This is a genomic window from Streptomyces nodosus (genome assembly GCF_008704995.1).
GTDB classification, from domain to species: domain Bacteria; phylum Actinomycetota; class Actinomycetes; order Streptomycetales; family Streptomycetaceae; genus Streptomyces; species Streptomyces nodosus.
In genome coordinates this window covers 3,267,145-3,284,777 of the sequence record NZ_CP023747.1, presented here as the reverse complement: position 1 = coordinate 3,284,777, position 17,633 = coordinate 3,267,145, and the positions used below count along the sequence as shown (strand labels likewise).

The 17,633-nt window shown below is 71.5% G+C and carries 16 protein-coding genes; 8 read left to right on the top strand and 8 right to left on the bottom strand.

Annotated elements, in window-relative coordinates:
* The first annotated feature begins 61 nt into the window (after positions 1–61).
* Both CP978_RS14800 and CP978_RS14795 read left to right on the top strand, forming a co-directional pair.
* Positions 62–661 (top strand): TetR/AcrR family transcriptional regulator, encoded by a 600-nt coding sequence (locus tag CP978_RS14800; protein ID WP_043441081.1) that lies wholly within the window; start codon positions 62–64, stop codon positions 659–661.
* Positions 662–769: 108 nt separating this feature from the next.
* Entirely contained in the window at positions 770–2,989 is a 2,220-nt protein-coding gene (locus tag CP978_RS14795; protein WP_043441073.1) for an MMPL family transporter, read from the top strand.
* A 59-nt stretch (positions 2,990–3,048) separates the two neighbouring features.
* On the opposite strand, the gene CP978_RS14790 is transcribed toward CP978_RS14795, so the two are convergent.
* Positions 3,049–3,390, bottom strand: coding sequence for an SsgA family sporulation/cell division regulator (locus CP978_RS14790; protein ID WP_043441070.1), 342 nt, complete (start codon positions 3,388–3,390; stop codon positions 3,049–3,051).
* Positions 3,391–3,556: 166 nt separating this feature from the next.
* On the opposite strand from CP978_RS14790, the gene CP978_RS14785 reads away from it, so the two are divergent.
* From CP978_RS14785 to CP978_RS14770, 4 genes are all read left to right on the top strand, one after another.
* Positions 3,557–4,597, top strand: coding sequence for an energy-coupling factor ABC transporter permease (locus tag CP978_RS14785; RefSeq protein WP_107070393.1), 1,041 nt, complete (start codon positions 3,557–3,559; stop codon positions 4,595–4,597).
* A gap of 1 nt (position 4,598) precedes the next feature.
* Complete coding sequence (gene cbiQ / locus CP978_RS14780) at positions 4,599–5,360, top strand: cobalt ECF transporter T component CbiQ (protein WP_043441067.1); 762 nt, start codon at positions 4,599–4,601, stop codon at positions 5,358–5,360.
* Positions 5,348–6,115, top strand: coding sequence for an energy-coupling factor ABC transporter ATP-binding protein (locus CP978_RS14775; RefSeq protein WP_043441064.1), 768 nt, complete (start codon positions 5,348–5,350; stop codon positions 6,113–6,115). Before cbiQ ends, CP978_RS14775 begins: the two co-directional genes overlap by 13 nt.
* A 150-nt stretch (positions 6,116–6,265) precedes the next feature.
* Positions 6,266–7,429, top strand: coding sequence for a serine hydrolase domain-containing protein (locus CP978_RS14770; RefSeq protein WP_043441061.1), 1,164 nt, complete (start codon positions 6,266–6,268; stop codon positions 7,427–7,429).
* Positions 7,430–7,605: 176 nt separating this feature from the next.
* On the opposite strand, the gene CP978_RS14765 is transcribed toward CP978_RS14770, so the two are convergent.
* The 6 genes from CP978_RS14765 to CP978_RS14740 all read right to left on the bottom strand — a co-directional run bounded on the left by CP978_RS14765 (position 7,606) and on the right by CP978_RS14740 (position 13,856).
* Positions 7,606–7,881: a DUF1876 domain-containing protein gene (locus CP978_RS14765; RefSeq protein WP_174498636.1), complete on the bottom strand. Its 276-nt coding sequence runs from the start codon at positions 7,879–7,881 to the stop codon at positions 7,606–7,608.
* A gap of 91 nt (positions 7,882–7,972) precedes the next feature.
* Positions 7,973–8,863: an NAD(P)-dependent oxidoreductase gene (locus CP978_RS14760; RefSeq protein ID WP_043441058.1), complete on the bottom strand. Its 891-nt coding sequence runs from the start codon at positions 8,861–8,863 to the stop codon at positions 7,973–7,975.
* A gap of 168 nt (positions 8,864–9,031) precedes the next feature.
* The gene (locus CP978_RS14755; RefSeq protein WP_043441055.1) at positions 9,032–9,877 is read right to left on the bottom strand and encodes an EamA family transporter; all 846 of its coding nucleotides are present in this window, start codon (positions 9,875–9,877) and stop codon (positions 9,032–9,034) included.
* The gene (locus CP978_RS14750) at positions 9,874–10,380 is read right to left on the bottom strand and encodes a YbaK/EbsC family protein (RefSeq protein WP_043441053.1); all 507 of its coding nucleotides are present in this window, start codon (positions 10,378–10,380) and stop codon (positions 9,874–9,876) included. Before CP978_RS14750 ends, CP978_RS14755 begins: the two co-directional genes overlap by 4 nt.
* An 83-nt stretch (positions 10,381–10,463) precedes the next feature.
* Positions 10,464–12,134, bottom strand: a complete 1,671-nt coding sequence (locus CP978_RS14745; RefSeq protein WP_043441051.1) for a penicillin-binding transpeptidase domain-containing protein — start codon at positions 12,132–12,134, stop codon at positions 10,464–10,466.
* A 93-nt stretch (positions 12,135–12,227) separates the two neighbouring features.
* The gene (locus CP978_RS14740) at positions 12,228–13,856 is read right to left on the bottom strand and encodes a penicillin-binding transpeptidase domain-containing protein (RefSeq protein ID WP_043441049.1); all 1,629 of its coding nucleotides are present in this window, start codon (positions 13,854–13,856) and stop codon (positions 12,228–12,230) included.
* A 234-nt stretch (positions 13,857–14,090) separates the two neighbouring features.
* On the opposite strand from CP978_RS14740, the gene CP978_RS14735 reads away from it, so the two are divergent.
* On the top strand, positions 14,091–14,834 hold the full coding sequence (locus CP978_RS14735; RefSeq protein WP_052454126.1) for a DUF4328 domain-containing protein: 744 nt from the start codon (positions 14,091–14,093) through the stop codon (positions 14,832–14,834).
* Positions 14,835–14,897: 63 nt separating this feature from the next.
* Here CP978_RS14735 and CP978_RS14730 read toward each other — a convergent pair whose 3' ends face one another.
* A complete protein-coding gene (locus CP978_RS14730) occupies positions 14,898–16,637 on the bottom strand; it encodes a dolichyl-phosphate-mannose--protein mannosyltransferase (RefSeq protein ID WP_043441046.1) in 1,740 nt (579 codons plus the stop codon).
* Positions 16,638–16,724: 87 nt separating this feature from the next.
* On the opposite strand from CP978_RS14730, the gene rsmI reads away from it, so the two are divergent.
* Positions 16,725–17,633, top strand: a complete 909-nt coding sequence (gene rsmI / locus CP978_RS14725; protein WP_052454125.1) for a 16S rRNA (cytidine(1402)-2'-O)-methyltransferase — start codon at positions 16,725–16,727, stop codon at positions 17,631–17,633.

Below are 17,633 nucleotides of genomic sequence, written 5' to 3'. Positions count from 1 at the left end.
GTACGAAACCGTTTCGTTCGGAGCCTGCCGCTCCGGACGCCGGAGTGGGAAGGTGGTCCATATGACCGAGGTCGCAACGGGACGTCGCAGCCGGATCACCCCCGAGCGCGAGGCCGAGCTGTACGGCGCGGTGCTCGGCCTGCTCCGGGAGGTCGGTTACGACGCCCTCACCATGGACGCCGTGGCCGCCCGCACCCGGTCCAGCAAGGCGACGCTCTACCGCCAGTGGGGCGGCAAGGCCGAGCTGGTCGTGAAGGCCATCCGGCACGGCAAGCCGGGCCATGCCGACGACATCGACACCGGTTCGCTCCAAGGCGACCTGCACGCCCTGGTGGCGCTGGAGGACGACTGCACCATGGAGCAGAACTCCGCCCTGATGCGGGGCGTGGCCATGGCGATCCATCACAGCCCGGATCTGCGGCAGGCGTTCCGGGAGCAGCTCATCGAGCCGGAGATCGCGGCCTTCCAGCAGGTGCTGCGCCGCGCCGTCGACCGGGGCGAGATCCGTCCCGACTGCCCGGCGCTGGACTTCCTGGTGCACATGATGGTCGGCGGGTTCGCCACCCGCACGCTGCTGGACGACCAGCCGCCGACCCGTGCCTTCCTCACCTCGTACATCGACGCCGTGGTCCTCCCCGCCCTCGGCGTCCGCACCGTCTGACCCTTCCTCGATTTCCCCGAACCGCCCCAACTGACGTCACCGCTCACGTCGTCGGGCTGATCACCCCTGCCCTGAATACCCCCACGACCTGACCGGGAGTACGCCCTCGTGGCCACATTCCTCTATAAACTCGGCCGGTTCGCCTTTCGGCGCCGGCACTTCGTCGCCCTGATCTGGGTGGCGCTGCTGACTCTCGCGGGTGTCGGCGCCGCCAGTGCCCCCGCAGCGGGCCCTTCCTCCTTCTCCATCCCGGGCACCGAGGCCCAGAAGGCCTTCGACCTGCTGGAACAGCGCTTCCCCGGGATGAACGCCAACGGTGCCACCGCCCGGGTCGTCTTCCGGGCGCCGGACGGGGAGAAGGTGACGTCCGCATCCCACAAGAAGGCCGTCGAGAAGACCGTCGAGGAGCTGAGCCAGGGCTCCGAGGTCGTCTCCGTCGCCGACCCGTTCACCGCGCACGCCGTCAGCGAGGACGGCACGGTCGCCTATGCGCAGGTGAAGTACAAGGTCTCCGGCATGGAGCTGGAGGACGCCTCGAAGGACGCCCTTCAGCAGGCCGCGCAGAGCGCGCGGGACGGCGGACTGACCGTCGAGATCGGCGGTGACGCCCTGACGGCGGTGCCCGAGACGGGCGCGACCGAAGTCATCGGCATCGTGATCGCCGCGGTGGTCCTGGTCATCACCTTCGGCTCGCTGGTGGCGGCCGGACTGCCCCTGATCACCGCGCTGATCGGGGTCGGTATCGGTGTCTCCACGATTGGCGCGCTGGCCAATGCGCTGGAGCTGGGCTCGACCACCTCGATCCTGGCGATGATGATCGGCCTCGCGGTCGGCATCGACTACGCGCTGTTCATCGTCTCCCGCTACCGCGCCGAACTGGCCGAGGGCCGCGAGCGCGAGGAGGCGGCGGGCCGGGCCGTCGGCACGGCGGGCTCGGCGGTGGTCTTCGCGGGACTGACGGTGGTGATCGCGCTGGTGGGTCTCGCGGTCGTGAACATCCCGATGCTGACCAAGATGGGTGTGGCCGCGGCGGGTACGGTCGCCATCGCGGTGCTGATCGCGCTGACGCTGATCCCGGCGCTGCTCGGCTACGCGGGCCGCACGGTCAAGCCGACCGGCGAGAAGAACCGGCTCATGGGCGGCGGCCGTACGGCGAAGAAGCCGGGCAGGCCCAACATGGGCACCCGCTGGGCGAGTTTCGTGGTGCGCCGTCCGGTCGCCGTGCTGCTGCTGGGCGTCATCGGGCTCGGTGCTGCCGCGCTGCCGGCGTCCCAGCTGGCGCTCGGACTGCCGGACGACGGTTCGCAGCCGGCCTCCACCACCCAGCGCCGCGCCTATGACCTGCTCTCGGAGGGCTTCGGCCCCGGCTTCAACGGGCCGCTGCTGGTCGTGGTCGACGCCAAGGCGAGCGACCACCCGAAGACGGCGGTCACCACGGTGGTCGACGACATCAAGGCCATGAAGGACGTCACCACGGTGACGCCCGCGACCTACAACGAGGCCGGCGACACCGCGATGGTCACGGTCGTCCCCGGATCCAAGCCTTCCTCCACCGCGACCGAGGACCTGGTGCACGGCATCCGTGACGCGGGCAGCCGTATCACCACGGACACCGATGCGAAGGTGCTGGTCACGGGCTCGACGGCGATGAACATCGATGTCTCGCAGAAGCTGAACGACGCGCTGGTCCCGTATCTGGTGCTGGTGGTGGGCCTGGCCTTCCTCCTGCTGATCGTGGTCTTCCGCTCGATCCTGGTCCCGCTGAAGGCGGCGCTCGGCTTCCTGTTGTCGGTGACGGCGGCGCTCGGCGCGGTGGTCGCGGTGTTCCAGTGGGGCTGGCTGTCCGGTCTGCTGGGCGTCGAGGAGACGGGGCCCGTGATGTCGATGATGCCGATCTTCATGGTGGGCGTGGTCTTCGGCCTGGCCATGGACTACGAGGTCTTCCTGGTGACCCGGATGCGTGAGGCGTATGTCCACGGGGAGAGCCCCGGCCAGGCGATCGTGACCGGTTTCCGGCACGGCGCACGGGTGGTCACCGCGGCCGCGGTCATCATGATCGCCGTCTTCTCCGGCTTCATCGGCTCCAGCGAGGCGATGATCAAGATGATCGGCTTCGGCCTGGCGATCGCGGTCCTCTTCGACGCGTTCGTGGTCCGGATGGCGCTGGTCCCGGCGGTCCTGGCACTGCTGGGCCGCAGGGCCTGGTGGCTGCCGAAGTGGCTGGACCGCGCCCTGCCGAACGTGGACGTGGAGGGCGAGGGCCTGCACACCCCGGCCGACGACGCCCCCAAGGACCCGGACGAGGATCGCCAACTCGCCCGAGCCTGACCCCCCAACAGCCAGGGCGCCCCACCACCAGGTGGGGCGCCCTGCCGCAATTCACGGTGTCAGCGGAGTGTCGCGCCCGCGGCGTAGGTGCGGTGGAGGAAGCCGAGCAGGGTCTTGGACTCGAACTGGACGACCTCGACGCCCTTGGAGGTGTGGAACTCCATCACCGCCTGGACCCGGCCGCAGGGCCAGATGCGGACGTCGCCGAGGCCCGCGGGGGTGTGCAGGCCCTCTTCCAGGAGGTCTCGGGAGAAGGCCCATTCATGGGGGCCGGGCAGGCCGACGCGGACGGAACGGGGGTCCGCCTCGGGGTCGTAGCGCAGGACGACGGGGACGGCGTCGGGCGCCTCCGGGGAGTCCGTGACCAGATGGGCTCGCGCGAACTGTTCGACAACGGACATCGGAACACTCCTCACGCTACGTCACCCCACCGGAGGTGGATTCGTCAGCGCCCCTTCCCCTCCAATGTCGCATATATGGAGGAAAGTGGCGTCCGGTGCGCGAGGAAGGTATTCACTCCGCCCTGGCTCTTGCAAAAGGGTTGCAATAAGACGGTATTCTCATACGGTGCATGTGCCCGACGGATTCATCAACGCCCCCACCTCCGCCGCAACCGGTGTCATAGCCGCAACCGCCCTGGCCGTCAGCCTCCGGGGCGCCCGACGTGAACTCGACGAACGCACCGCGCCGCTCGCCGGTCTGGTGGCCGCGTTCATCTTCGCCGTACAGATGCTGAACTTCCCGGTCGCCGCCGGCACCAGCGGGCATCTCCTGGGCGGAGCGCTGGCCGCCATCCTGGTCGGACCCTTCACCGGCATCCTCTGTGTGTCGGTGGTGCTCCTGATGCAGGGCATCCTCTTCGCCGACGGCGGCCTCACCGCCCTCGGCGTCAACATCACCGACATGGCGATCGTGACCACCGTCGTCGCCTACGCCGTCTTCCGCGGGCTGGTCAAGGTCCTCCCGCGCACCCGGCGTTCGGTCACCGTCGCGTCCTTCCTCGCCGCCCTTCTCTCCGTGCCCGCCGCCGCCGTCGTCTTCACCCTGCTCTACGCGGTCGGCGGCACCACCGACGTCTCCCTCGGCAAGGTCGCCACCGCCATGATCGGCGTCCATGTCCTCATCGGCATCGGCGAGGCCGTGATCACCGCGCTCACCGTCGGCGCCGTCATCGCCGTACGCCCCGATCTGGTGTACGGCGCCCGGGGCCTCCAGCAGCGGCTCAAGCTGCGGGTCGGCGGTGAACTCGTCGACGCCCCCGCCCCCGCCGAGGAGCCGGTGCCCGCTCCCGCCACCTCCCACCGCAGGCTCTGGGTCACCGGCCTGGTCACCTCGCTGGTCCTCGCCGGCTTCGTCAGCTTCTACGCCTCCGCGAACCCCGACGGACTGGAGAAGGTCGCCGCCGACCAGGGCATCGACAAGAAGGAGGAGCGGCACGCCAGCGCCGACTCCCCGCTCGCCGACTACGGCGTCAAGGACATCGGCGACGCCCGCCTCTCCGGCGGTCTCGCGGGTGTGATCGGCGTCGGGGTCACCGTCGTCGCCGGCAGCGCGGTCTTCTGGGCCGTCCGCAGGCGCCGTACCGGCGACGCCGTGCAGGCCGGCTGACATGGGGGCGGGGCACGCGCACCGGCTCTACCGGCAGGGGCGGTCGCCGGTGCACGCCCTGCCGCCGCACACCAAGCTCGCCGCCGTCTTCGCCTTCGTCGTGGTCGTGGTCTCCACCCCGCGCGAGGCGATGTGGGCGTTCGCCCTGTACGCCCTGCTCCTCGGAGCCGTGGCACACCTGGCCCGCGTACCAGCCGGGTTTCTTGTGAAACGTCTGCTGATCGAGGTCCCCTTCGTCGCCTTCGCGGTGCTGATGCCGTTCGTGGCGGAGGGGGAGCGCGTCCATGTCCTCGGTCTCTCGCTGAGCGTCGGCGGGCTGTGGGGCGCGTGGAACGTGCTCGCCAAGGGCACCCTCGGCGTCGCCGCCTCCGTCCTGCTCGCCGCCACCACCGAACTGCGCGAACTGCTCCTCGGCCTGGAACGACTGCGGCTGCCGCCCCTGCTGGTGCAGATCGCCACCTTTATGATCCGTTACGGCGATGTCATCACCGACGAGATGCGCCGGATGCGGATCGCCCGGGAATCGCGCGGCTTCGAGGCGCGCGGCATCCGCCACTGGGGGGTGCTCGCCAAGTCCGCGGGCGCGCTCTTCATCCGCTCCTACGAGCGCGGCGAACGCGTCCATCTGGCGATGGTCAGCCGCGGGTACACCGGTGCCATGCCGGTCATCGACGAGGTGACCGCGACCCGCGCCCAGTGGTCGTACGCTCTCGCCCTGCCCCTCGCCGCCCTCGCCGTCTGCCTGCTGGGATGGACCCTGTGACACCTTCGCTGCACGTGGCCGGACTGGCCTTCGCCTACCCCGACGGGCATCAGGCCCTGTTCGGCGTCGACTTCACCGTCGGGCGCGGCGAGCGGGTCGCGCTGCTCGGCCCGAACGGCGCCGGGAAGACCACGCTGGTGCTGCACCTCAACGGCATCCTCAGCGGCGGCACCGGCACCGTGACCGTCGCGGGGCTGCCCGTCGGGAAGAAGCACATGGCCGAGATCCGGCGCAAGGTCGGCATCGTCTTCCAGGACCCCGACGACCAGCTCTTCATGCCGACGGTCCGTGAGGACGTGGCCTTCGGGCCCGCCACGGCCGGCCTGAAGGGCGCGGAACTGGAGGCACGCGTCGACCGGGCCCTGGAACAGGTCGGCATGGCGGACTTCAAGGACCGCCCGCCGCACCACCTCTCCTTCGGCCAGCGCCGCCGGGTCGCGGTGGCGACCGTACTGGCCATGGAGCCGGAGATCCTGGTGCTCGACGAGCCGTCCTCCAACCTCGACCCCGCCTCCCGGCGCGAGCTCGCCGACATCCTGCGCTCGCTGGACGTCACGGTGCTCATGGTCACCCACGACCTGCCGTATGCCCTGGAGCTGTGCCCGCGCTCGCTGATCCTGAGCGACGGCGTCATCGCGGCGGACGGGGAGACCGGCGAAGTGCTCGCCGACGACGCGCTGATGCGGACGCACCGTCTGGAGCTCCCCTTCGGCTTCGACCCCCGGTCCGTGGCGTCGGCGGCGGGCCGCCCATGACCGTGCACGTCTGACGGGAGCGCCCGCTTACTCCCGTCATGGAGGAGCGACGTCGAGGTAACGATTGCGCCGTGCCGGACGGAGCACGGAATCGAGGGCCGGGCGCTCGTGTTGCACTCACCGGCACAGGCGAGTGAAGGGAACACGGGCGTGGACGTGAACGGCGTTGCCGCCGAGGGCTTCGAGCCGGTCAGGGAAGCGTTCGTGCGGAACTTCGGGACGCCGGGGGAGCGTGGGGCGGCGGTCGCCGTCTACCGCGACGGACGCAAGGTCGTGGACCTGTGGGCCGGGACCCGGGACATCGACGGGACGGAACCCTGGGAACGGGGCACCGCGCAGATCGTCCGCTCGGCGACCAAGGGGGTCGCCGCGGCCGTGCTGCTGATGCTCGCCCAGCGCGGGGAACTGGACCTGGACGCCCCGGTCGGCCACTACTGGCCCGAGTTCAAGGCGCACGGCAAGGAGCACACCCTGGTGCGGCACGCGTTGGCGCACCGGGCCGGGGTTCCGGTGCTCGACCGGGCGCTCACCCCCGCCGAGGCGGCCGACCCCGAGATCGCCGCCGCCGTGCTGGCCGCGCAGGCCCCGGTCTGGGAGCCCGGCACGGACCACGGGTACCACGCCCACACCTACAGCTGGCTGACGGGCGAACTGGTGCGCAGGGTCACGGGCCGGTCGATCGGCGCCTGGATCGCGACCGAGATCGCCGGGCCGCTGAGCCTCGACCTGTGGCTGGGGCTGCCCGACGGCGAGGCGCACCGGGTCGGTCGGGTCGGCCCCCTCGCGGCCCCGGAACCGGACGGCGCCCTGCGGGTCCGCCCCAAGCGCGCGGTCGCCGACGCCTATGCGGACGCCGGCAGCCTGACCCGCCGCGCCTTCGCGGTGATCTCCCCGCCGCCCGACGAGAACGACCCCGCCTACCGCGCGGCGGTGCTGCCCGCGTCCAACGGCATCGCGACGGCCGACGCCCTCGCCCGGTTCTACGCGGCACTGACCGGGGAGGTGGACGGCATACGCCTGTTCACTCCCGAGACACGGGAACGCGCCCGCGCGGAGGCATCCTCGGGCCCCGACCGCGTCCTGGTGGCCCCCACCCGGTTCGGCCTCGGCTATATGCTCCACGGCAGCGCGTCCCCGCTGCTGGCGCCCGGCTCCTTCGGCCATCCCGGCCGCGGCGGCGCCCTCGGCTTCGCCGATCCCGAGTCGGGCATCGCCTTCGGCTATGTCACCAACGGCTTCCGTACGAGCGTCACGGCGGACCCCCGGGCACAGGCCCTGGTCCGGGCGGTGCGTACCTCACTGGCGCAGCTGTGACCGTGGGGTCGTAGCCCGGGCCGCACGGCCGTCGCCCTCCACGGGCCCGTGGCCGACGGCTGCGACAGGCGAAGACGCCGCCGGTGCACCGGCCCGGCGCACCGGCAGCGCCGACATCATTCCGACGTCATTCCGACATCATTCCCCGGCCCCCGACCGGGGCCCCGGCCCGGCCTTCAGTGCGTCAGCGGACGCGACGTTCTCCCCGACGCCTCGTCGATCTCGCTGTGCGCCTTGCCGAGCAGCCGGAACGCGAGATCGTTCAGGGCCCGTGCGCCCGCGATCTCCTCCCCGACCCGGGGCTGATTCGCATCGGAGTGGTGGCGGCTGGCGTACCCGTGGGACCGCACCTCGTTCCCGTCGGGGAGCCGCACCAGTGCCGCCGCCCGGGTCCGTTCCTCGTCCTCCTCGAATTCCAGTTCCACATGCCATCCGACTGTGGTGTGCATCATGACGATCACCTCCGGAACCACTGATTCCAGGGTGCTCCTCCTCGTCCCCCGGCGCCATGGTGCGGGACGGCCCACGGGTGTGCCGGGGCGCTCAGGAGCGGAGCTCGTCGTCGAAGCTGGCGAAGTACGCGGCGGCCATGTCCTCGTCGCCGTGGCCCTGGGCGGCGGCGCGGCGCAGGCGTTCGGCGGTGGCGGCGGCCACGTCGAGGCGGCAGCCGTGCTCCTCACCGGCCCGGACGATCAGACGGGCGTCCTTCTCCGCGGTGGTCACCGCGAAGCTGGGCGGGGTCAGCCCGCCGTTCAGCACGGCGTCGGCCTTGGCCCGCAGATAGCCCATGTCGAGCGGGCCGCCGGCGATGAGGCCGAAGAACTCCTGCGGGTCCACCTCCAGGGCGCGGGCCAGGGCCAGGACCTCACCGGCCGCAGCGGTGACCGCCAGGATCCAGCTGTTGGCCACCAGCTTCAGCCGGCTGGCGGCGGCGGACGCCCCGTCCTCGCCGGTCCACACCGTGCGGGCGCCCACCGCGTCGAAGACGGGCGTCACCGCCGGCCGCCCCTCGGCGGGCCCCGCGGCGAGCACGGTCAGCTCCCCGGCCTCGGCGGGCCCCCGGGTACCGAGCACCGGGGCGTCGAAGAAGAGCAGCCCGTGGTCGCGGGCGAAGGCGGCCAGTTCGCCGGTGGCCTCGATGCCCGCGGTGGTCGACTGCGCCCAGGCGACGCCGGGACGCAGCGCGGGGGCGGCCTCCCGCATCACCTCCAGAACGGACCTGCCGTCGTACAGCATGGTCAGGACGACAGCGGCGTCCCGTACGGCCTCGGCGGGCGTGCCGGCGAGGTGTACGCCGTCGGCGGCCAGCGGCTCGGCCTTGGCCCGGCTGCGGTTCCAGGCCCGGACGGTGTGTCCGGCACGGGCGATGCTGCGGGCCATCGCCGCCCCCATGATCCCGGTGCCCAGGACGCTTACGGTGAGCTTGTCCGCCATGACGTCGACTTCCTGATCCCTGGGACGAACGGCGCCCCGCCCGGGTCGCGCACGGCCGTCCAGGCCGGAACCGGAGAGCACGGGACGTCCCCGTCACGCCTGTCCCGAGCGTAGCCGCGCCACCCCGCTCCCCGCCGGACGAACACCGCTCACCGGGTGCCTGCCGGGTCAGCCGGTGTGGAGCATCAGACCTATGCCGAGGACGAGCAGACCGGCGGCGGCGATGCGGGGGGTGCCGAAGCGCTCCTTGAAGAAGAGGGCGCCGATGGCCGCGCCGACGATGATGGAGGACTCCCGCAGGGCGGCGATCGGGGCCAGTTCGGCCCGGGTCTGGGCCCACAGGACCAGCGCATAGGCGGACACGGACAGGGTCGCGCCCAGCAGGCCGAGCGCCGCGAACGGTTTCAGCGCGCCCACCAGGCCGCCCCGCCACCGGTAGGCGGCGAACGAGGGGATCACCACTCCCTGCACCGCCATCAGCCATCCGATATAGCCGAGCGAGGACCCCGACGCCCGTACGCCGAGGCCGTCCACCACGGTGTACGCGGCGATCGTCAGACCGGTCGCCAGCGCGGCGCCGAGGGCCGCCCAGTCGGGCCGGCGGCCGCGCAGCCCCCACAGCGCCACCCCGGTCAGCCCCGCGCAGGACACCACGATGCCCGCCAGCGCCCAGCCGTCCGGCACCTCATGGGCGAACACCGCCGCCAGCACGGCGACCACCAGGGGCGCGCTGCCGCGTGCGATCGGGTACGCCTGCCCGAAGTCGCCGAGCCGGAAGGAGCGCATCAACAGCACGTAGTACGCGATGTGGATGACCGCCGAGGCCAGCAGGAACGGCCAGGCCTCCGCCCGCGGGAAGGCCGTGAAGGGCACCAGGGCCAGCCCGATGAGCATCCCGCCGCCCGCGATCAGCGTGAAGCCGGCCAGCTTGTCGGTGATGCGGTGCGCGATCGCGTTCCAACTGGCGTGGGTGACCGCGGCGAGCAGCACCGCCGCGGTGACGGCCGGCGTCACGAGGAGGTCTCGCGCACGTCCACCAGCGTGCCGCCGGCGTGGGCGACGAGTGCCTCGGGGTCCATCGGGAACACGGTGTGCGGGGTGCCCGCCGCAGCCCACACGACGGCGTGGTCGAGCAGCGAACGGTCCGCCAGCACCCGGGTCTTCGTACGGTGCCCGAAGGGCGGTACGCCACCGATCGCGTACCCGGTGGTCTCCCGTACGACCTCCGCCCTGGCCCGGGTCACCTTCCCGGCGCCCAGTTCCTGCCGGACGCGCTCCACATCCACCCGGGACGCGCCGTCCATCAGCACCAGCACCGGCACCCCGTCGGCCGCGAAGATCAAGGACTTGCAGATCTGGGCGAGTTCGCACCCGATCGCGGCGGCGGCCTCGGCGGCGGTACGGGTCGCGTCGGGGAAGCGGCGGATCTCGGCGCGGAGCCGGCCGAGGCCCAGTTCGTCGAGGGCCGCGGCGAACCGGGGGTGGGCGGCTGAGTCTTCGGCGGGGGTCGTCGTCATGAACGTCACGCTAGCGACGGGTGTACGGCGCGGGCGACCGGGTTACGGCGTGTCGCCGTCCCCCGGCCGCCCATGCGGTCGCGTCAGCTGCCGGCCCGCAGCAGCGCCGCCACGATCGGTCCCGCCGTGTCGCCGCCGTGGCCGCCCTCCTGGACCACGCCCGCGGCGGCCAGGTCGCCCTTCCAGGCGGTGAACCAGCCGTTGGGCTTCTCCTGGTTGTCGACCTCCGCGGAGCCCGTCTTCGCACCGAAGTCCGGGCCGAGGCCCGACATGGCCGTGGCGGCCGTGCCCGCCGCGGCGGTGTACTGGAGGACCTCCTTCAACTGGGCCTGGGTGGCCGCCGACATGGTGCGGGTCGCCTTCGCCAGGGTGCGGTTGTCCACCGACGGCGAGACCAGATAGGGCTGGTGGAAAACGCCCGTCTTCGCCGTCGAGACCACGGAGGCCATGTTCAGCGGGTTCATGCGCACCCCGCCCTGGCCGATCAGGGACGCGGCCATCGGGGCCGCGGTCTGCACCGGGACCGCACCGTCGAAGGTGGGGACGCCGATCGCCCAGTCGTTCCGGCCCAGACCGTAGATCTCCTGGGCGGTCTTGGTGAGGGAGTCGTCCTGAAGCTTCTTCGCCTGGCTGATGAAGGCCGTGTTGCAGGACGCCGCGAAGCTCGCCTTGAAGGTGCCGTTCTTGATCTGGAACTTCTTGTCGTTCTGGAACTTCCAGCCGCCGTACGTCACATACTTGGCGCAGGGGTGCGGTGCGTCCGCCTTGGCCAGGCCCTTCTCGAACAGCAGCGTCGAGGTCACGATCTTCATCGTCGAACCCGGGGCGAGAGAGCCCTGGAAGGCCACATTGAAGCCGTGGCCCGAGTTCGCCACCGCCAGGATCTCGCCCGTCGAGGGGCGCATGACGACCACGGAGGCCTTCTTCCTGGACGCCACCTCCTGCTCCGCCTTCGCCTGGAGCTTCGGGCTCAGCGTCGTCTTCACGGTGCCCGGGGTGCCCTCGCTCAGCGTCACCAGCGTCTTGTCGGGCGTCTTCTGGGTGCCCTTCTCGGCCGGTGCCCGCACGATGCGCAGCTCGATGCCCGCAGTGCCGCCGGACAGCTTGCCGTACTTCTCGCGCAGTCCGTCCAGCACCGAACCCAGGGAGGGGTATGCGGCCGTGGTGAGCTCGCCGCCGTCCCGGTCCAGGGCCTTGACGGGGGGCGTGCCGGCCTCCCCCGTCACCAGCCGGTCGCCCTCGGCCAGGTCCGGGTGCACCACCGAGGGCTCCCAGCGCACCAGCGGCTCACCGTCCTCGGCCCGGCGTATCACGGTCAGTTTCGACTCGTACGCCAGCGGCTTGCTGGTGTCCTCGTACGTCACCGTCGCCTTGACGGAGAAGGGCACCGACGCCCCGGACGGAGTGCCGCCGGTCACCGCGACGTCCGTGATGCGGGCGTCCTTACCGAACCCGGTCAGGACCTCGGTCGCGGCCGCCGAATCGTCCGTGGCGGCCGCCGCCTTCGCCACATCGCCCTGCTGCCAGGCCGTGAAGAACGCCGTGGTCGCCATGCGGACCTCGGACGCCGTCAGCGGGCCGGTCTTCACCTGCTTCTGGCTGTTCGTGACCGCCGCACGGTCGTCCGCCGCCGCACCGCCGCCCAGCAGGGCGTAGGCGCCGACCGCACCTGCCACACCGACAAAGGCGATCACCCCCCCGATCACCAGCGGCTGTCTGTTCTTACGCTCGACGGCGCGCTTTCTCTTGCCCACAGCTCCCTGTCCTCCGCAGTCCCCAGATCCCCCGGTGCCCTCGCTCCCCAACGAGAACCACCACCCTAGAGTCCCCCACCGACAGGGATGACCTCAGCCGCCGGTTCGTAGCACAGCTGCGACGATCGGACCGGCCGCGTCACCGCCGTGCCCGCCCTCCTGGGTCATGGCGGCCGCCGCGATGTCGCCCCGGTAGCCGGTGAACCAGCTGTTGGACTTTGTCTGTCCGTCCACCTCCGCGGACCCGGTCTTCGCCCCGATGTCCCCGGTGAGACCCGCCATGGCGGGCTGGGCCGTGCCCTGGACCGCCGTCATCCGCATCATCGCCTTCAGCTGGGCGACGGTGCCCGACGACAGGCCCCTGGCGGTGGCCAGTTCACGGTTGTCGAGCTTGGGCGAGACCAGATACGGCTGCCGGAACGTGCCGGTGATCGCGGTCGCTGTGACCGACGCCATGTTCAGCGGGCTCATCTGGACCTGGCCCTGGCCGATGGCGTTCGCCGCGCGGTCCGGGCCGGAGGAGGCCGGGACGCTGCCGTCGAAGGAGGAGACGCCCGTCTTCCAGTTGTCCTGGCCGAGACCGAACCGCTCCTGGGCCTCGGTGGTGAGCGAGGCGTCCGTGAGCGGCTTCTCGTCGATCAGCTTGATGAAGGCGGTGTTGCACGAGCGCATGAAGCTGTTGGCCAGGGAGGCGTTCTCATTGGGCGCCAGGCCCTGGAGATTGGTGAAGGTCTGGCTCTGCCACACGGCCGAGGGCGGGCAGGGGGCCGGGCCGTTCATGGTGGCGACACCGTTGTCGATCAGCATCGCGGCGGTGATGATCTTCATGGTGGAGCCGGGCGCCAACTGCCCCTCGAAGGCCGCGTTGAAGCTGTCCGCGCGATGGTTGGCGACCGCGAGCACCTCACCCGTGCTCGGCTTCACGGCCACCACCGAGGACTCCGCGAAGCGCTGCACCGACTGCTCGGCCGCCGCCTGCGCGGCCGCGCTGAGCGTGGTGTGCAGCTTGCCGGGGGTGCCCTTGCCGAGGGTCAGCAGGGTCTTGTCGGGGGCGTTCGGATCGCCGCGCCTGACGGACAGTTCGATGCCGGGCTTGCCGCCGGCCGTGTCGCCGTACCTCTCGCGCAGGGTGGCCAGGATCGGGCCGAGGGAGGGGTACTTCTCCGCGGTCAGCACCGTGCCGTTGCGGTCCACCGCCTCGACGGGCGGGGTCTCGGCCTCACCGGTGACGAGCGTGTCGCCCTTCTCCAGATCCGGATGGACCACGGACGGCTGCCAGTCGACCAGCGCGCGTCCGGTGGTCAGCCCCCGCACGATCGTCAGCCGGCTGTCGTAGGCGAGCGGCTGGGACTTCCCCTCGTACGACACCGTCGCCTTCACGGAGAACGGCACCGTGTCCCCGCTGGGCGCCTCCGCGCCGATGTGCACCTTGGTGATGTGCGCGGCGGTGCCGTAGGCGGTCAGCAACTGCTCCGCGTCCTGCTCGTTGTCGGTGTACGAGGCGGCGGTGGCCGCGTCGCCCTTCGCCCAGGCGGCGAGGAACTTGCTGCTGGTCTCCTTGATCTCGCTCGCGGTCGGCGGCCCGGTCTTCACCGGCGCCGGCCCGCCGGACAGCGCGTCTCCCTCCAGCGCGTGCAGCACATTGAAGGCGCCGTAGCCGGCGGCTCCCACCATGGCTGCGAACACTCCGCCGACTATGGCGGCCTTGGCCCCTCTGCGCATGACGCGTCACCCCTCCCCGTAGGCCTCGCACTGTAGGCGAGCCGGGAGACCGATGGAGCTGCCGTGTTCGTTTGTTGGCCGAAGAGTGATCAGAGACATGATCCGGACCAGGCACTTCCGGTGTGCTTCGAGGCCTTTGAACTGCATGGACGGGGGCCGAGGGCCTGGCATATCGTCCTCTCCGGCCCGCCGCTCGGCGGGAGTTTCACTGCCCATGGGGGGGCTTGCTCAGTCATGTCCGACATTCCACAGAACACGTTCGGTCCGCCTCCGGCGACCGCCGGACACCTTCCGCCGTATGTCGCGCCGTTCCGGTCGCCGAAGGGTCTTGCGACGGCGCTCACCGCGCTCTTCGGCCTCACCGTCGGCGTGGACCTGCTCGGCGCCGTCTTCGACGCCAATGTGTGGCGGCTGATGGACAAGACGCTGAGCGGCGGGTCCGCCACGGACGCCGAGCTGACGCGCGCCGACGACCTCCAGTTGGTGGGAGGCGTGCTCCAGCTGACGCTCCTGCTGGCGACCGCTGCGGTCTTCATCATCTGGTTCCACCAGGTGCGCAGGAACGCCGACTTCTTCGCGCCCGACTCCTGCGAGATGAAGAGCGGCTGGGCCATTGGCGCCTGGTTCGTGCCGATCGGCAACATGTGGCTGCCGTACAAGGTCGCGGGCGAGGTGTGGAACGCCAGCACCGACGGGGCCGCCGAGGCACGCCGCCCGTACCGCACCCCGGTGAACGTCTGGTGGGCGCTGTTCATGGCGAGCACCGTGGTCGGCCGGTTCGCGAGCTCCGCCTATGACAGAGCCGAGGGCGTGGAGGACCTGAAGCAGGCCGCGGGCATGATGCTGTTCTCCGATGTCCTCGACGCGGTGGCGGCGGTCTTCGCGCTCCTCTTCGTACGGAAGCTGACCCGTATGCAACTCGACAAGGCGGCCGCGCGCCAGGCGCAGTTCCCGCCGATGGCCGGACCCTGGTCCTGACGGACCCGACAACGACCAGGAGGGCGCGGCATTCCGCCGCGCCCTCCTGCTGTGTCCGCCCGCCTAGACCCAGGTGTCCAGCCACATCCGGGACCGCCACGAGTCGATCGGGATGGCGGTGCCCGTGTACAGGGGCCAGAAGTAGATGAAGTTCCAGGCGATCAGCAGGACCAGGACGCCCGCGCCCGCCGCGCCCACCACCCGGCGGCGTTCGTCCGAGCCGGGCGGGCCGAGGACGGCGCCGATCATCATGGCCACCGCCAGACACAGGAACGGCACGAAGACCACGGCGTAGAAGTAGAAGATCGTGCGCTCCTGGTACAGGAACCAGGGCAGATAGCCGGCCGCGACACCGCAGGCGATCGCGCCCGCCCGCCAGTCGCGGCGGAACGCCCACCGCCACAGGACGTACAGGAGCGCGAAGCAGGCCGCCCACCACAGCAGCGGGGTGCCGAGCGCGAGGACCTCGCGGGCGCACTTGCCGCCCGCGTCCGCGGGGCAGCCGTCCCGGCCGGGGGCCGGGGACTCGTAGAAGTACGAGACCGGGCGGCCCGCCACCAGCCAGCTCCACGGGTTGGACTGATAGGTGTGCGGGGACGACAGGCCGACATGGAACTTGTAGACCACGTACTCGTAGTGCCACAGGCTGCGCATCCAGTCGGGCAGGAACGTCCAGTCGCCGCCCTTGCCGTCCTTCAGGGCCCAGTCGCGGAAGTAGCCGCCGGAGCCGTCGGTGGGGGAGAGGAGCCAGCCCGTCCAGGAGAGCAGATAGGTCGCCACCGCGATCGGGACCGTGGAGAGGAAGGCGAGGCCCAGGTCCCGCTTGAGGACCGTCAGATACGGGCGGGGCGCGCCCGCCACCCGGCGTGCGCCCACGTCCCACAGGACGGCCATCACACAGAACGCGGCCAGGACGTAGAGGCCGTTCCACTTGGTGCCGATGGCGAGACCGAGCATCAGACCCGCCGCCCAGCGCCAGGGGCGGAGGCCCAGGCGGGTGGTCTCGGCGCGATGGGGGTCGGGGCGCGTCCGGCCGTCCGTGTCCACCGGGAGCGCCGCCGCCAGCCGGGCGCGCGCCCGGTCCCGGTCGACCAGCAGACAGCCGAAGGCCGCCAGCACGAAGAACTCCAGCACACCGTCGAGGAGCGAGGTGCGGCTCATCACGAACTGCAGCCCGTCCACCGCCAGCAGCGCACCGGCCAGACAGCCCAGGAAGGTCGAGCGGAACAGCCGGCGGCCGATGCGGCACAGCAGCAGCACCGCGAGCGTGCCGAGCAGCGCCGTCATGAAGCGCCAGCCGAACGGGTTGAACCCGAAGATCAGTTCACCGAGCCCGATCACATACTTGCCGACCGGGGGATGGACCACATAGGCGGCGTCCGTGGGGATCGGCACCTGGCCGTGGTTCTGGAGGATCAGCTCGTTGGCGTCCTTGGCCCAGTTCGACTCGAACCCGTTGTGGACGAGCGCCCATGCGTCCTTGGCGTAGTACGTCTCGTCGAATATCACCGCCCGGGGGCTGCCCAGGTTCCAGAACCGCATCAGCCCCGCCATCAGCGTCACCAGCAGCGGGCCGCCCCACGCCGACCAGCGGGCGATGCGGTCGCCGATCTCCTGGCGCAGACCGATCGCCGCCCACAGACGGGGAGCGGGCTCGGCGTACGGCGGCACCAGCCGGTCGCGGACCTCGATGATCGGCGGCGCCGTGTATCCGAAGTGGCGCAGCCGAAGCTGCCACGACGGCTGCTGCTCTGCGGTGGCCTGGCCCTGCCGGGTGTCCGTGGAGGACGCGGTACTGGTCACCGCGCCATCGTAGGGAACACCTCTGTGGGAGTCCCACGCTTGCCCCTGCCCGATCGGTCAGGGACCCGCGCCTGGGAGGATGGAGAGGTGACAGCAACGCCCGGAACCCTGGTCCTCGCCGGCACCCCCATCGGGGACATCGAGGACGCGCCGCCCCGGCTCGCTCAGGAGCTCGCCACCGCCGATGTGATCGCCGCCGAGGACACCCGGCGGCTGCGCCGGCTCACCCAGGCGCTGGGCGTCCAGCCCGCCGGGCGTGTCGTGTCCTACTTCGAGGGCAACGAGTCCGCCCGGACACCGGAGCTGGTGGAGGCGCTGACCGGCGGGGCGCGGGTGCTGCTGGTGACCGACGCGGGGATGCCGTCCGTGTCCGACCCCGGGTACCGGCTGGTCGCCGCCGCAGTCGAGCAGGACGTCCGGGTCACCGCCGTGCCCGGCCCGTCCGCCGTGCTGACCGCGCTGGCGCTGTCCGGGCTGCCCGTCGACCGGTTCTGCTTCGAGGGCTTTCTGCCGCGCAAGGCGGGCGAGCGGCTGTCGCGGCTGCGCGAGGTCGCCGGGGAGCGGCGCACCCTGGTGTACTTCGAGGCCCCGCACCGGCTGGAGGCCACCCTCTCCGCGATGGCCGAGGCGTTCGGCGCCGGGCGCCGGGCCGCCGTCTGCCGTGAGCTGACCAAGACCTACGAGGAGGTCAGGCGGGGTTCGCTGGACGAGCTGGCGGCCTGGGCGGCGGAGGGTGTACGGGGCGAGATCACCGTCGTCGTGGAGGGCGCCGGCGAGAAGGGCCCCGAGGAACTCGACGCGGCCGAGCTGGTGCGCCGGGTGCGGGTGCGGGAGGAGGCGGGGGAGCGCCGCAAGGAGGCCATCGCGGCGGTGGCCGCGGAGGCGGGGCTGCCCAAGCGGGAGGTCTTCGACGCGGTGGTGGCCGCGAAGAACGCCGCCGGGAAGAACGCCGCCGGGAAGGACGCCGCCGGGAAGGACATCGCCGGGCAGGGCTGA